The sequence below is a fragment of the Streptomyces sp. NBC_00249 genome, assembly GCF_026342355.1.
Classification (GTDB): domain Bacteria; phylum Actinomycetota; class Actinomycetes; order Streptomycetales; family Streptomycetaceae; genus Streptomyces.
The window spans coordinates 543092-556196 of sequence record NZ_JAPEMV010000001.1 but is presented as its reverse complement, the minus strand read 5'-3'; the positions used below and the strand labels follow the sequence as shown (position 1 = coordinate 556196).

The 13105-nt window shown below is 74.9% G+C and carries 15 protein-coding genes; 10 read left to right on the top strand and 5 right to left on the bottom strand.

Going from position 1 to position 13105, the window contains the following annotated elements; all coding sequences use genetic code 11:
- Window positions 1–39: 39 nt before the first annotated feature.
- Window positions 40–960 (top strand): helix-turn-helix transcriptional regulator, encoded by a 921-nt coding sequence (locus OOK31_RS02615; RefSeq protein WP_267010672.1) that lies wholly within the window; start codon window positions 40–42, stop codon window positions 958–960.
- A gap of 15 nt (window positions 961–975) precedes the next feature.
- Here OOK31_RS02615 and OOK31_RS02610 read toward each other — a convergent pair whose 3' ends face one another.
- On the bottom strand, window positions 976–1797 hold the full coding sequence (locus OOK31_RS02610) for an SAM-dependent methyltransferase (RefSeq protein WP_267010671.1): 822 nt from the start codon (window positions 1795–1797) through the stop codon (window positions 976–978).
- A gap of 143 nt (window positions 1798–1940) precedes the next feature.
- On the opposite strand from OOK31_RS02610, the gene OOK31_RS02605 reads away from it, so the two are divergent.
- Window positions 1941–2315, top strand: a complete 375-nt coding sequence (locus OOK31_RS02605; RefSeq protein ID WP_267010670.1) for a YbjQ family protein — start codon at window positions 1941–1943, stop codon at window positions 2313–2315.
- Window positions 2316–2388: 73 nt separating this feature from the next.
- Window positions 2389–3018 (top strand): bifunctional 2-polyprenyl-6-hydroxyphenol methylase/3-demethylubiquinol 3-O-methyltransferase UbiG, encoded by a 630-nt coding sequence (locus tag OOK31_RS02600; protein WP_267010669.1) that lies wholly within the window; start codon window positions 2389–2391, stop codon window positions 3016–3018.
- On the opposite strand, the gene OOK31_RS02595 is transcribed toward OOK31_RS02600, so the two are convergent.
- On the bottom strand, window positions 2997–3977 hold the full coding sequence (locus OOK31_RS02595) for an EamA family transporter (RefSeq protein WP_267010668.1): 981 nt from the start codon (window positions 3975–3977) through the stop codon (window positions 2997–2999). The two genes, OOK31_RS02600 and OOK31_RS02595, sit on opposite strands and share 22 nt — an antisense overlap.
- 29 nt (window positions 3978–4006) lie before the next feature.
- On the opposite strand from OOK31_RS02595, the gene OOK31_RS02590 reads away from it, so the two are divergent.
- The 4 genes from OOK31_RS02590 to OOK31_RS02575 all read left to right on the top strand — a co-directional run bounded on the left by OOK31_RS02590 (window position 4007) and on the right by OOK31_RS02575 (window position 8103).
- Window positions 4007–5485 (top strand): PLP-dependent aminotransferase family protein, encoded by a 1479-nt coding sequence (locus OOK31_RS02590; protein WP_267010667.1) that lies wholly within the window; start codon window positions 4007–4009, stop codon window positions 5483–5485.
- A gap of 351 nt (window positions 5486–5836) precedes the next feature.
- Complete coding sequence (locus OOK31_RS02585) at window positions 5837–6754, top strand: nitroreductase/quinone reductase family protein (protein WP_267010666.1); 918 nt, start codon at window positions 5837–5839, stop codon at window positions 6752–6754.
- 159 nt (window positions 6755–6913) lie between these two features.
- Window positions 6914–7423: an LAETG motif-containing sortase-dependent surface protein gene (locus OOK31_RS02580; protein ID WP_267010665.1), complete on the top strand. Its 510-nt coding sequence runs from the start codon at window positions 6914–6916 to the stop codon at window positions 7421–7423.
- Window positions 7424–7431: 8 nt separating this feature from the next.
- Complete coding sequence (locus OOK31_RS02575) at window positions 7432–8103, top strand: RNA polymerase sigma factor (RefSeq protein WP_267010664.1); 672 nt, start codon at window positions 7432–7434, stop codon at window positions 8101–8103.
- Window positions 8104–8344: 241 nt separating this feature from the next.
- Here the strand turns inward: OOK31_RS02575 and OOK31_RS02570 are convergent, their stop codons facing one another.
- Entirely contained in the window at window positions 8345–8593 is a 249-nt protein-coding gene (locus OOK31_RS02570; RefSeq protein WP_267010663.1) for a hypothetical protein, read from the bottom strand.
- A gap of 66 nt (window positions 8594–8659) precedes the next feature.
- On the bottom strand, window positions 8660–10009 hold the full coding sequence (locus OOK31_RS02565; RefSeq protein ID WP_267010662.1) for an AMP-binding protein: 1350 nt from the start codon (window positions 10007–10009) through the stop codon (window positions 8660–8662).
- A gap of 146 nt (window positions 10010–10155) precedes the next feature.
- Between OOK31_RS02565 and OOK31_RS02560 the strand changes: the two genes are divergently transcribed.
- Both OOK31_RS02560 and OOK31_RS02555 read left to right on the top strand, forming a co-directional pair.
- Entirely contained in the window at window positions 10156–10650 is a 495-nt protein-coding gene (locus OOK31_RS02560; protein ID WP_267010661.1) for a MarR family winged helix-turn-helix transcriptional regulator, read from the top strand.
- A complete protein-coding gene (locus OOK31_RS02555) occupies window positions 10647–11114 on the top strand; it encodes a MarR family transcriptional regulator (protein WP_267010660.1) in 468 nt (155 codons plus the stop codon). Before OOK31_RS02560 ends, OOK31_RS02555 begins: the two co-directional genes overlap by 4 nt.
- A gap of 86 nt (window positions 11115–11200) precedes the next feature.
- Here the strand turns inward: OOK31_RS02555 and OOK31_RS02550 are convergent, their stop codons facing one another.
- Complete coding sequence (locus OOK31_RS02550; protein ID WP_267010659.1) at window positions 11201–11662, bottom strand: MarR family winged helix-turn-helix transcriptional regulator; 462 nt, start codon at window positions 11660–11662, stop codon at window positions 11201–11203.
- 208 nt (window positions 11663–11870) lie between these two features.
- Here OOK31_RS02550 and OOK31_RS02545 point away from each other — a divergent pair, with 208 nt between their 5' ends.
- Entirely contained in the window at window positions 11871–13076 is a 1206-nt protein-coding gene (locus OOK31_RS02545) for an MFS transporter (protein ID WP_267010658.1), read from the top strand.
- Window positions 13077–13105: the final 29 nt, after the last annotated feature.

The window sequence follows — 13105 nt, the reverse complement described above, 5'->3', positions numbered from 1 at the left end:
TGAATGACCGGGACCCGTCTTCGTCATTCTGGAGTTCTCATGCCTGCTTTCCCCGAGCCGCTCTCCGAGCCGCCGCCCGCCTCCCTCGCACCGGTACTGCCGCTGGGGAGGGAGCCGGGCCGGGCGGCGGCCGGCCGGGTGCTGGGGCAGGCACTCAGAGGGCACCGGGAGGATCGCGGGCTCACCCTGCGCGAGGTCGCGGCCGTGATCCGCAGCTCCGTGTCGAAGGTCAGCCGCCTGGAGCGCGGCGAGAGCCCGCCCAAGGCCCGCGACGTCCACGACCTGATCCGGCACTACGGCCTGGACCAGGAGGAGATCCGGACGATCGAACGGCTCCTGGAATTCGCCCAGGACTGCGAGTGGTACGAGCAGTACAGCGACGTCACGCCCGGCTTCCTGCGCCGCCTGATCCAGCTGGAGGGCGACGCCGAGGAGATCTGCGTCTACGAGAACCTCGTCATACCCGGCATCCTCCAGCTCCCCGAGTACGCCTGGCACATGGTCAGGGCCGTCATGCCCAGCGCCCCCGACGCGGAGATCGAACGCGTCGTCCAGCTGCGCACCCAGCGCCGGCTGCGCCTCATGGAGGGCGAGGCCCCGCGCCTGACCGCCCTGCTGGACGAGGGCGTCCTCAAGCGGCGCTGCGGCAACGCGCGGGTGATGCGGGAGCAGCTCACGTACCTGCTGGAGGCGGGGGACCGGGCCAAGGTCAACATCCGCATCCTCGACATGACCTCGGGCTACGTCGCCGCACCGCCCTACCCGATCACCCACCTCACCTTCCGCGACGGCGGACCGGGCGAGCTCGCGTACGTCGAGCACATCAACGGCGCGAACTACGTGACCCGCCCCCGCGCCCTGGACGACCACCGCAACGCGCTGAGCAACCTGCGCGTCGCCGCGGCCTCCAGGGACCGCAGCCGGGCCATGATCCTGGAAGCACTCGAAGCCTTCCGCTAGGCCGCGGCCCGTCCGCTACCGGAGCCGGCCGACCCCGCCCCACTCGACCCAGTCCTTCGGCCGGCGCTCGGGCGGGGGCGGCATCGCGTCCGGCCGCCAGTCGACCACGTCCACCAGCCGCGGTTCGAGGATGTCCAGGCCGTCGAAGTACCGCTCCACCTCGTGGGTCTCCCGCACCCGGCCCCAATGGCCGTGCGTGGTCACCTCCATGAGGCGGGTCACCTGTTCGCGCACGTCCGCGTCGTCGCTCACGAGCTGGCAGATCACCATGAAGCTGCCCGGCGGGAGCAGGGCGGCGGTGCGGCGGACCACCTCGGCGGGGGAGCGCTCGTCGTCGGTGTCCGGGATGCAGTGCAGGACCGACACGAAGAGCGCGGCGATGGGCTGCTCCCAGTCGAGGAACCGGTCCGTGGCCCGCCGGATCCGCTCCGTCTCGCGCATGTCCTGGGAGATCACCAGGGTGCCGGAGTTGTCGTGCAGGGTGGTCTGGGCGTGGGCCAGGACCATGGGGTCGTTGTCCACGTAGGCGACCCGGCAGCGCGGGTCGGCGCGCTGCGCGACCTCGTGGACGTTGTCCTGGGTGGGGAGGCCGGAGCCGTGGTCGAGGAACTGGCGGATGCCGTAGTCCTCGACGAGGGTGCGCACGACACGGGTGAGGAAGGCCCGGTTGTTGCGGGCCAGTAACTGGGTGCTCGGCGCGATCTCCAGCAGCTTGGCGCAGGCGTCGCGGTCGCTGGCGTAGTTCTCCACCCCGCCCAGCAGCCAGTCGTACATACGGGCCACGCTCGGGGTGTGCATGTCGATGAGAGGCGGCTGCGGGTCCTGGCCTGAGTCCATGTGCCCTCCTGGTGGGAATCGGCTCATGCTAGGGAGTGCTCAGGGCGCCTGCCAATCACTCGGAGGGGTTCCGGCCAAGGTTCCCGCGGGGCCGGCGGCCGCTGCGGATGCGGGGCGCCGCCGGGCGCGCCACAGTGGGCTGCATGGGTATCGAAGACTACGGCGGCGGCCCCGGCGCCCAGCAGACCGGCGTCCTCGTCGTGACGACCAACGACGTCCCCGGCTACCGCGTCGAGCAGGTCATCGGGGAGGTCTTCGGGCTCACCGTGCGCTCCCGGCACCTCGGCAGCCAGATCGGCGCCGGCCTGAAGTCCATGATCGGCGGCGAACTGAAGGGCCTCACCAAGACCCTGGTCCAGACCCGCAACCAGGCCATGGAGCGGCTCATCGAACAGGCCAAGGCGCGCGGGGCCAACGCGGTGCTGATGATGCGCTTCGACGTGACCGACGCCGCCGACGTCGGGACCGAGGTGTGCGCGTACGGCACGGCCGTGGTCCTGGTGCCCTCCTCGGGCTGACCACCGGACCGGCAACAGCCCCTTGCCGCCCGTGAGTTGCCGGTACGGTGGACTTCCGGGACGAGGAGGCGCCATGACGCGACGCGAGAGCGCGGCGGAACTGTTCGACGCGCTGGGCGAGCGCTACGAGGAGCTGTTCGGTCAGGTCCCCGCCCAGCTGGAGGCCCTCGACTGGCTCACGGCCCGGCTGCCCGCCCGGGCCCGCGTGCTCGACGTCGGCAGCGGCACCGGCCGGCCCACCGCCGACGCCCTCGTACGGGCCGGGCACGACGTGACCGGCATCGACGTCTCCGCGGCCATGGTCGAGGCGGCCCGCGCCCGGGTCCCGGGGGCGCGCTTCGAACAGGCCGACGTCCGCACCTACACGCCCCGGGCGGGCGGGTACGACGCCGTCTGCTCCTTCTTCCCCCTCCTGGTCATGGACCAGCCGGAGATCGCCCGGACCCTCGACCGGATGGCGTCCTGGGTCGCGCCCGGCGGACACCTCCTGCTGGCCACCGTGCCGGGCGACATCCGGGGCCTGGACATCGAGTGGATGGGCCACCCTGTCACCGTCAGCAGCCTCTCCACCGAACAGCACCTGGAGCGGCTGGCCGCAGCGGGCCTGGAGGTGCTGCGCCACCACACACAGACCTACCGGCCCGCCGACCCCCTCGCCGGCCCCGAGGAACACCTCTTCTGCTACGCACACCGGCCCGCCTGAGCGGCTCCCGGGCGGGCGGAGGCGGGCGGGCTCCCCCCGCCGTCCTCGGACCCGCTCCCGCCGCGCAGGCCCAGGGCCAGTCCGGCGATCACCACCGCCAGGCCCGCCCACACCGCCGCCCCCGGCGCCCCGCCCCCCGACACGGCCCCGGCGCCCGCCGCCGCGAGCGGGGCGACCCCCGTCAGCAGCCCGGCCCGGCCGGAGCCCACGGCGGCCACGGTGCGGTACCAGAGCAGGAAGGCCACCGCCGTCACCAGCACCGCCAGGTAGCCGACCGCCGCCCACTGGCCCGCCTTGAGCGCCCCCACGGCCGAGGGTGACTCCGTGAACAACGACAGCCCCGCCAGCATCACCGCCCCCATCCACACCGCGTGCACCGACACCCCCCAGGCGCCGTGCCGCCCCAGCACCGGCACCGCGAGCAGCGTGAACCCCGCCTCGCAGGCCAGTGCCAGCACCGCCCAGCCCACCCCGGCGGCATCGGTGCGCCCCGTCCCCTCGACGAGCACGGCCCCGGCGACCACCACGGGCGCGGCCAGCAGCACCCTCCGGCTCGGCCGCCGGCCCTCCAGCAGCGGGCCGACGACCCCCAGCAGGACCGGTACGGACGCCACCGCGACCGCGATCACGGCCGGTTCGGCGTGCGCGACACCCCGTACGACGGCCACGTTGAACAGCACCAGCCCGGTGGCCGCGATCCCGGCCAGCCACAGCCACTCCCCGCCCCGCGGACGCGACAGCGGCACCCGGGCGATCCGGGCGAGCGCGACCAGGATCAGGGCCGCGGCCGCGTACCGGACGGCCTGCGCGGCGAACAGGGGGGCGTCCACCAGGGAACGCGAGACGGTGACGCTGCTGCCGACCAGCGCCATGCCGATGACGCCGGGGGCGAGATCGCGGAAGGAGGTGGTGGCTGTGGTTGTGTCGGCCGGGGCGGCGGAGTCGGTGGAGGTGCTCATGACGTCCAGCCTGGAGGCACAATGGTCCCGTGAGCAGGTCCAAAGACACCGCCGACCAGGGGTCCATAAAGGCCTCCGAGGCCGGATCGGACTTCCTTCAGCTCGACATCCGCCAGGCCCCGCCCGGCGGCCGCACCGAGTGGCTCGCCGACCGGCTGCGCGCCGCCATCGCGGACGGCACCCTGCCCGTCGGGAGCAGACTCCCCGCCGGCCGGGTCCTCGCCGCCGAACTGCGCGTCTCCCGGGGCCTGGTGACCGAGGCCTACCAGCGGCTCGCCGAGACCGGCCAGGTCGCCGGACGCGGCCGCGGCGGCACCGTCGTCGTCGCCGCGCCCCCGCCGCCCCCGGCGGGCGGCCGCCCGCCCGAGGCGGAGCGCGGCGGCCTGGTGGACGCCCTGCGCGCGGTGCCCTGCCGCATCGACCTCTCGCCCGGGGTCCCCGACCTCACCGCCTTCCCGCGTACGGCCTGGCTCCAGGCCGAGCGCCGGGTCCTCGCCGCCCTCACCCCGGCCGACTTCGGCTACGGCAACCCGCAGGGCGCGCCCGCCCTGCGCGAGGCCGTCGCCGGCTGGCTCGCCCGCAGCCGGGGCATCCGGGCGGACCCCGGCGAGGTCGTCGTGGTCGCCGGGGTCGCGCAGGCCCTCGGGCTGCTCGCGCAGGTGCTGCCCGCGCACGGCGTGCGCCGGGTGGCGGTGGAGGACCCCGGCTCGCTCGGGGCGCGCCAGCAGCTGGAGCACGGCGGGCTGGACACCGTAGGAGTACCCGTGGACGGGGCCGGGCTGGACGTGGCCGCGCTGCGGGCGAGCGGGGCGCAGGCGGTGCTCATGACCCCCGCGCACCAGTTCCCCACCGGGGTCGTCCTCGACGGGGAACGCCGCCGGGACCTGCTGGACTGGGCGGCGGCCGGGGGACTGGTCGTGGAGGACGACTACGACGCCGAGCACCGCTACGACCGCGCGCCCGTGCCCGCGCTGCGGGCGCTGGCACCCGAGGGGGTCTGCTACGCCGGCAGCGTCTCCAAACTGCTCGCGCCCGCCCTCCGGCTGGGCTGGCTGCTCGTCCCCGGGCGCCTGCGCGACGAGGTGGTCGCGGCGAAGCGCTACGCCGACCTGGGCAACCCGGTCCTCGCACAGCTCGTGCTGGCCCGGCTGATGGAATCGGGCGAACTGGAGCGCCACCTGCGCTTCGTACGCCGCCGCCACCGACGCCGCCGGGACGCCATGCTGCGGGCGGTCGCCGCCGAACTGCCCGGCGCCCGGGTCCACGGCGCGGCGGCGGGCCTGCATCTGATGGTCACCTTCGACGGCGCCTCCTTCGCGGACACGGACCTCGCGGCCGAGGCCCTGGCCCTCGGCGTCAAGGCCCACCCGCTGTCCTGGCACCGGGTACGGCCCGGCCCGCCGGGCCTGGTCCTCGGGTACGCGGCGGGCCCGGCGGGCGAGATCGAGGAGGGCGTCGCCCTGCTGGGCCGGGCGCTCGCGAAGTGCACGGGCGGCGGGCGGCGTTGAGAGGGCCGCGCCGAAGTCCCCGCGTTGACATCGGCGCCCCGGATGCGTGTAATGGGCAGCGGTGTCGCGTGACGCCGGCCAAAGAGCAGTGGGCCGGCCGGCGGTCGGGCGGAACACCCTTCACCCCCGGGAACCGCCATGAGTTCGTACTCCGCGCCCCGCAGTTGACGTAGGCCGATCCGGCCCCCGCGTCACCTCCCCAGGCACCTTCGCCGTGCCCGGGCCCCGTCATCACCTCCTCGCACGCCGCGCCCCGCCCCCGTTCCGCCGCGCCCCGGCAACTCACCTTGCCGCCAGGGCCCGTCGGGAGGCGGACGGCGTGCCCCGTCACGCCCCGGAGAGAGAAAACCTGTGCCCACGTCCTTCAACCAGTCCGTCATCGAGGAGTTCCGCGCCCGCCAGGGCAAGGTCGGCGGCCCCTTCGAGGGCTCGGACCTGCTCCTGCTGACCACCACCGGCGCGGTCTCGTCAACCGCGCACACCACACCCCTCGGCTACGTCCGCCACGGCAGCGCCCTGCTCGTCGTCGGCTCGAACCTCGGAGCCGCCCGCCACCCCGACTGGTACCACAACCTCCTCGCCCACCCCGAGGTACGGGTGGAGCTCGGCGCCGACACCTTCGAGGCCCTCGCCGTACCCGCCGAAGGGACCCGGCGCGAGGAACTCTTCGCCGAGGTGCTGCGCGTGGCCCCCGGCTACGGCGACTACCAGGACCGGACGGCCAGGCCGCTGCCGGTCGTCGTCCTGGAACCGGCGGAACCCGAAGGCTGGCAGGCCCCCGGCGAGGTCACCACCCTGGCCGGGAAACTGCTGGAGGTCCACACCTGGCTCCGGGCCCAGCTGCGCCACGTGAGCGCCGAGACCGAGGCCCACTTCGCCGCCCGCGCCTCCCACGCGGGCCCGGGGGAGCCGCCCGCGCCCGGCCTCGGACTCCAGATCCGCCAGCGCTGCCTGGCCTTCTGCCGGTCGCTGGAGTTCCACCACACCAGCGAGGACGCCCACCTCTTCCCCGGGATCGCCGTCCACCACCCGCACCTGGCGGGCACGTTCGAGCGGCTGCGGGAGGAACACCGCACCGTCGCCCGGATCCAGGGCGAACTGGTGGCCCTGCTCGGCGACGTCGCCATCGCCGAACCCGAGCGGTTCCGCGCCGAGCTGGCACGGATGACGGACGAACTGACGGCCCATCTCGACCACGAGGAGGAGACCCTGCTGCCGCTCCTCGCGGAGGTCCCCTGGCCTCCGGCGGCGCCGCCCGCGGGGGACTGAACCCCGGGCGGGCGGCGGCGGGCGGGGGACCTCCGCGAGCGGTGCGGCGGGGCGCGCGAAAAGTTTTTCGGAACCGGCGGCAACCGATCGGGCGGTCGCGCGTCGTGCGGGGGTGAAGGGCGTGGTTGTGCGCCCTCGTCCCGACCGTGGAGAACCACTGTGAAGAACCTGAAGCGCCTTCCCCTGTCCGCCCGCCGGGCGGCCGTCGTCGCTGCCGCCGCCGGGGTGGCCGCCGTCACCCTCGGCGGCCCGGCCTTCGCCGCCCAGGGAGGCGCCGCCTCGTCGCAGCCGGCGGTCAGCTCGTCGCCCAGCGCCGCGCCGAGCTCCGTGCCGACCCAGCCGGCGGGCACCACGCCCAGCGCATCGCCCAGCGCCAAGCCCAGCGTCCCGGCCGGTACGAAGCCCAGCCCCTCGGTGTCCACCCCGGCGGGCGCCTCGCCGAGCGCCGCCCCGGCCTCCCCGGCCGGCGGCAAGCCGAGCGTGCTGCCGACCACCCCGGCCGGAGCCACCGCCACCCCGGCGCCCTCCGGCTCCCCCGCCGGGGAGGGCGCCGAGCTCGCGCATACTGGCTCTTCCGCGACCACCGTCGCACTCGCCGCCGGAGCCGCCGGGCTCGTCGCCGTCGGGGCCGGAGCCCTGTACACGGTGCGGCGCCGCGCCAGCAACTGAGGACACCCGTGCTCGACCTCGTACCAGCCGCCGGCCCCCTCATGCCCGGGTCCTCCCGGGCGTGGCGGGGCCTGTGGTGGTGGCTCACGCGCCGCGAGCGGTCCGCCCCGCCCGCCGGTCCCGGCGCGCCCCCGTACGCGTACACGTACGGCCTTTCCTCCGAGGTCCCGGACGGGACCCCGCCCCCGTCGACGCCGCCCACCGTCAGCGAGCTCTACCACGCGCACCGGCTGGGCATGGTCCGTCTCGCGGTGCTCCTCGTCGACGACCTGGCCACCGCCGAGGACGTCGTACAGGACGCCTTCACCGCCCTGTACCGGCGGCACGGCGAGCGGATCACGGAGGTGGACAACGCGCTGGGCTACCTGCGCACCGCCGTCGTGAACACCTCCCGTTCCGTGCTCCGCCGCCGGCGCACCGCACGGGCCTGGATACCGGAGGCCACCGCGGACATCCCCTCCGCGGAAGCCTCCGTCGTCCTGGGGGAGGCGCAGCGCGAGGTGCTGGCCGCGCTCGGCAGACTGACCCCGCGCCGCCGCCAGGTCCTGGTGCTGCGGTACTGGGCGGACCTCAGCGAGGCGGAGATCGCCGAGACCCTCGGCATCAGCCGGGGCTCGGTGAAGTCGAACGCCAGCCGCGGACTGGACGCGCTGGAACGGATTCTGGAGGGACGGGTATGAGCGGTTCTACGGGTACGCCGCCGGGCGGCGAACGCCCCGTGGAGCGGCGGCTGCGCGAGGCCCTCTCCGCGCGCGCGGACGAAGTCACCGTCCGGGTGCTGCGGCCGGCCGCTCCGCCGGGGCCGCACCTGAGACGGCTCACCGTGCGGGCGCTGTGGCGGCGCCGCTCGTCGTGGGCCGTCGCCGGGCTGTCCGGGCTGGCCGCGGCCGCCCTGGCCGGGTACCTCCTGCTCGGTCCGGATCAGCTGGAGCCCCGGCACGTACCGCCCGCCGCGCCGCCCGAGCTGACCTCGCCGACACCGACGCCGACACCGACGCCGTCGCCGTCTCCGGCGAGCCCGTCCGCCTTCCCGTCGGCGAAGCCGCCCACGGTGTCGCCCTCGACGTCCGCGCCGCCGGCCCGGCCCGCCGGTGCGGGCACCCCGACGCCGGGCGCCTCCGCGGCCGGGATGCCCCCGCCGACCTCGACGCCCTCGTCCCGCCCGTCCACGGGGACCCTGCCCACCTCGCCCGCGGGCCGGGCCGCGCCGACACCGTCCGGGAGCGCGCCCGGGAGTTAGGCCGGCGTCAGGTCGCCGTCCGGGGTGCGTCGTACCAGGTGGCCGGTGCGGAACCAGCCGTCGGCGGTGAAGGAGCGCGCGGTGTCCTCGGGGGCCCGGTAGTAGGCGCGCACGGTGTGGGGGCCGCGGGCATGGAGTTCGCCGGGCTCCCCGTCGCGCACGTCCTTGCCGTCGGCGTCGACGACGCGGATCTCGTCGTCGGGGGAGAGCGGGCGGCCCTGCGTGGTGAGCACGGTCTCGTCCGGGTCGGCGGGCCGGGTGAGGGTGAGCAGCCCCTCGGGCATGCCGAAGACCTGCTGGAGGCGGCAGCCCAGTGCGGCGCCCGTCCCTTCGGCGGCAGCCCGGGGCAGGGGCGCGTCGTCGCCGGTCCGCACGATCTGCACGAGGCGCAGGCTGCTCAGGTCGGCCCCGGCCGCGGGAAGCGACTCGAGCCACCGCCCGGCGTCGGCGGGTGTCACCGAGGTGACGGTGACCCGTTCCCGTGCGACGGCCGCGAGACACCCGGCGGGCCCCGCCTCCTCGGCGAGGACGACGGTGCCGCCGACGGACAGGGTGCCGAGGATGCCGGGGGCGCCGAAGGCGAAGTCGGACCCGGCGGGCAGCGCGGCGAGGTACACGTCGTCCTCGGTGAGCGAGATCAGCTCGGCGGCGGCCCGCGCCTGGTAGGCGTAGTCGTTGTGGGTGCGGGGGACGAGCGCGGGTTCGGCGCCGCCCGTGCCCGAGAGCAGCAGGAAGGCCGCCCGGTCGGCGCTCTGCGCGAGCGCGGGCTCGGGCGGGGCGTCGATGGAGTCCAGCGGGCTGTAGTGGCAGTTCGACGGGTCGGTCGTGAGGCCGCCGCCGTACGGGGAGGCGGTGCCGGGCGGCTCGTAGGTGAACACCCGCCGCAGGAACGGCCCCTGGGCCGCGATCTCCGCGGCCATCGCCGTGTGGTCGAAGCCCTCGTACGTCGAGGGGCCGACGTAGCCGACGGCCTGGGTGACCCGCACGAGGTGGGACACCTCGGGGGTGCGGAGCGGGAGCGGGCAGAACACGGGGACCACTCCGGCACGCATCAGCGCGAACACGGTGACGACGAACTCGGGGACGTTCGGCAGCTGGACCACGACCCGCTGTCCGGCCCGGATGCCGCGCAGCCGGATGCCGGAGGCCATGCGGTCAGCGCGCCGGTTCAGGGCCGCGTACGTGAGGCGGGTGCCGCCGTGCACGAGCGCGGTCCGCGGTCCGTACTGCAGGGCCCAGCCGCGCAGCAGGTTGTCCAGGGTGTTGCCACGCCAGTGTCCGGCCGCCCAGTAGCGGTCGACGAACTCCTCGGGCCAGGGTGCACAGCCGTCGAGCATGGGTGTCATTCGCTTCCTTCGGTACGGTCCTGGCCTTGATGATCCAATCCGCCGGCCACCGCGGGAGACAAGGTGCGTACCGAACCACGGACGCCGCGCCCCGTCGGCGGAACATACAGTAGCCATGGACATAATAGCTATGTACTCTATCTGTCATGAGCAAGGCTTCGCCGGACCCCACGCCCGGCTTCCTGGTATGGCGGCTCGCCAACAAATGGCGCGTCGCGGTCGATCGCGCGGTGGCTCCGCTGGGCCTCACCCATGCGCAGTACTCGCTGGTCGCGTCGCTGTACGGCATGCAGCGCGCCGGTGAGCGGCCCAGTCAGCGCCGGCTCGCCGACCACACCGGCCTGGAGGCGCTCTACGTCTCCAAGCTGGCGCGCGCCCTGGAGGCGGCCGGCCTGATCGAGCGCACCCGCGACCCCCGCGACCCGCGCGCCGTACAGCTCGCGCTCACCGAGCGGGGCCTGGCCGTCACGGGTGAGGCCATCACCGTGGTCCAGGACCTGCTCCAGCAGCTGCTGGAGCCGCTCGGCGGCCTCGACGCCCACCGGACGCAGGCGTTCACCGACGAGCTGACCGCCCTGCTCGACGCACCTCTCGCTCCATCCCGACCGAACGACGAGAGCACCCAGGGGACACCATCATGACCACCACCGCACCCACCGCATCCGCGACCGCCGCGCCCGTCGCCGACTCCCGCGCCCTCGGCCTGGCCCACTACGCCGCCCGCGGCCTCCTGGAGCACGTCCTGGCCCGGCACGGCATCACGTTCCAGGGGCAGGTCGCTCTGCGTGCCGCCGTCACCGCCGAGGCGCCGCGGACGCCGGACGCACTCGTCGCCCAGGTCCGGGGCGCGCTCAAGGCCGACCCGGCCGAGGTCCGCGGCACGCTCGACGGGCTGCTGGCCGGGGGGCTGCTCGTCGCGGACGGGGCGCACCTCCTCCCCACGGACGCGGGGCGCGAGCTGCTCGCCGCCGTCGGCGCGGAGACCGCCCCGATCACCGCCCGCGTCTGGGGCGGGATACCCCCGGAGGACCTGGCCGCCGCCGGCCGTGTCCTCGCCCTGGTCGCCGGGCGGGCCGATGCGGAACTCGCGGCCCTGACGGCCTGACCGGGGGAGCGGTACGTACGACGATGGACGACGCCGGCCCGGCTCCGCGAAGGAGCCGGGCCGGCGTCGTCATGTGTTCCCGGGGTTCAGGCCCCTACGGGCCGCGCGTTCTCCACCGCCGCGACCAGGGGCGCGAGCTGCGGGTCGCGGGCGGCCTCGTCCAGGGCCTCGCGCAGGGCGGCGTCGTTGGTGGGGCGGGCCGCGGCCAGCAGGGCCAGGCCCGCTTCGCTCACGTCGGTGTAGATGCCCCGGCGGTCGGTGTCGCAGAGGAAGCGGCTCAGCAGCCCGCGGTCCTCCAGCCGGGTGACGAGGCGGGTCGTCGCGCTCTGGCTGAGCACCACCGAGTCGGCGACCTGGTGCATGCGCAGGTGGCCGCCGACGCCGTCGTGCTGGCGGCTGAGCACGTCCAGCAGGGAGAACTCCCGCACGCTCAGGTCGTGCCCCGTCTGGAGCGCGCGCTCGATGTGCGCCTCGATCCGGCCGTGGAGGAGGGAGAGGGCGCACCAGCCCTGCGCGAGGGCGGTCAGGGCGCTGTCCGTGGCCGTCATGGGCTCCTCCGTCGTCCTCGGGGACTGATCACTGTCTACCGCCAGGATAGGGCACGCCTGCAATAGTCGGCGTTTGCAAATATCCCGCGTCTGCAATTAATGTGAACGAAGGTAAACGGCGCCAGCGGCCGACTCTTCCCGTCGCCCGCCCCGAGCCCCCGCCACCCCTTTCCCCGCACCCCCTCGCACCCTGAAGGGCACCTCCGTCATGCCTCTCGCCCTCCTCGCCCTCGCCATCGGGGCCTTCGGGATCGGCACCACCGAGTTCGTGATCATGGGCCTGCTCCCCGAGGTCGCCGCCGGATACGGCGTCTCGATCCCCACCGCGGGCTTCCTCGTCACCGGCTACGCCCTCGGCGTCGTCCTCGGCGCCCCGCTGATGACCGTCCTCGGCACCCGCGTCCCCCGCAAGCGCATGCTGATGCTGCTCATGGGGCTGTTCGTCGTCGGCAACGTGCTCTCCGCCCTGGCCCCCGCCTTCGGCGTGATGCTCGCCGGACGGGTCGTCGCCTCCCTCGCGCACGGCGCCTTCTTCGGCATCGGCTCGGTCGTCGCCGCGGGCCTGGTGGCCCCGGACAAGAAGGCCGGAGCCATCGCCATGATGTTCACCGGCCTGACCGTGGCGAACGTGGTCGGCGTCCCGCTGGGCACCCTCGTCGGCCAGCACCTCGGCTGGCGGGTCACCTTCCTGATCGTCGCGGCCCTCGGCATCCTCGGCCTGCTCGGCATCGTCCGCCTGGTCCCCGACCTGCCCCGCCCCGAAGGCGTCCGGATCCGCCACGAGCTGGCCGCCTTCCGCAACGTGCAGGTGCTGCTCGCGATGGCGATGACCGTGCTCGGCTTCGGCGGGGTCTTCGCCGCGATCACCTACATCACCCCGATGCTGACGAACGTCGCCGGTTTCGCCGACACCTCCGTCACCTGGCTGCTGGTCCTCTTCGGCCTCGGCATGGTCGCGGGCAACCTCGTCGGAGGCCGGTTCGCCGACCGGGCCCTGATGCCGATGCTGTACGTGACCCTGGGCGCGCTGGCCGTCGTCCTGGCCGCCTTCACCCTCACCGCGCACAGCAAGGCGGGCGCCGCCGTCACCCTCCTGCTCATCGGCGCCCTCGGCTTCGCGACCGTGCCGCCGCTCCAGAAGCGGGTCCTCGACCAGGCCGCCGGCGCCCCCACCCTGGCCTCCGCCGTCAACATCGGCGCCTTCAACCTCGGCAACGCCCTCGCCGCCTGGCTCGGCGGCCTCGTGATCACCGCCGGACTCGGCTGGACCGCCCCGAACTGGGTCGGCGCCGCGCTCGCCGCCTCCGCGCTCGTCCTCGCCGTCGTCTCCGGAGCCCTGGAACGGCGTACGGGACACCGCGCGGCCGTGGCGGTCGTCCGCGCCCCCGCCGTCCCCGCCCCCGCCCACCACTGACCCCCACCCGCCCCCTCTGCACAGGAGCC

What these genes read in the sequence shown, in the direction of transcription:
- OOK31_RS02600 (WP_267010669.1), top strand. Translation starts at nt 2,389, where the DNA reads ATGACGCGACGCGAGAGCGCGGCGGAACTGTTCGACGCGCTGGGCGAG.
- OOK31_RS02610 (WP_267010671.1), bottom strand. Translation starts at nt 1,797, where the DNA reads ATGGACTCAGGCCAGGACCCGCAGCCGCCTCTCATCGACATGCACACC.
- OOK31_RS02605 (WP_267010670.1), top strand. Translation starts at nt 1,941, where the DNA reads ATGGGTATCGAAGACTACGGCGGCGGCCCCGGCGCCCAGCAGACCGGC.
- OOK31_RS02595 (WP_267010668.1), bottom strand. Translation starts at nt 3,977, where the DNA reads ATGAGCACCTCCACCGACTCCGCCGCCCCGGCCGACACAACCACAGCC.
- OOK31_RS02555 (WP_267010660.1), top strand. Translation starts at nt 10,647, where the DNA reads ATGACCACCACCGCACCCACCGCATCCGCGACCGCCGCGCCCGTCGCC.
- OOK31_RS02615 (WP_267010672.1), top strand. Translation starts at nt 40, where the DNA reads ATGCCTGCTTTCCCCGAGCCGCTCTCCGAGCCGCCGCCCGCCTCCCTC.
- OOK31_RS02545 (WP_267010658.1), top strand. Translation starts at nt 11,871, where the DNA reads ATGCCTCTCGCCCTCCTCGCCCTCGCCATCGGGGCCTTCGGGATCGGC.
- OOK31_RS02565 (WP_267010662.1), bottom strand. Translation starts at nt 10,009, where the DNA reads ATGACACCCATGCTCGACGGCTGTGCACCCTGGCCCGAGGAGTTCGTC.
- OOK31_RS02560 (WP_267010661.1), top strand. Translation starts at nt 10,156, where the DNA reads ATGAGCAAGGCTTCGCCGGACCCCACGCCCGGCTTCCTGGTATGGCGG.
- OOK31_RS02550 (WP_267010659.1), bottom strand. Translation starts at nt 11,662, where the DNA reads ATGACGGCCACGGACAGCGCCCTGACCGCCCTCGCGCAGGGCTGGTGC.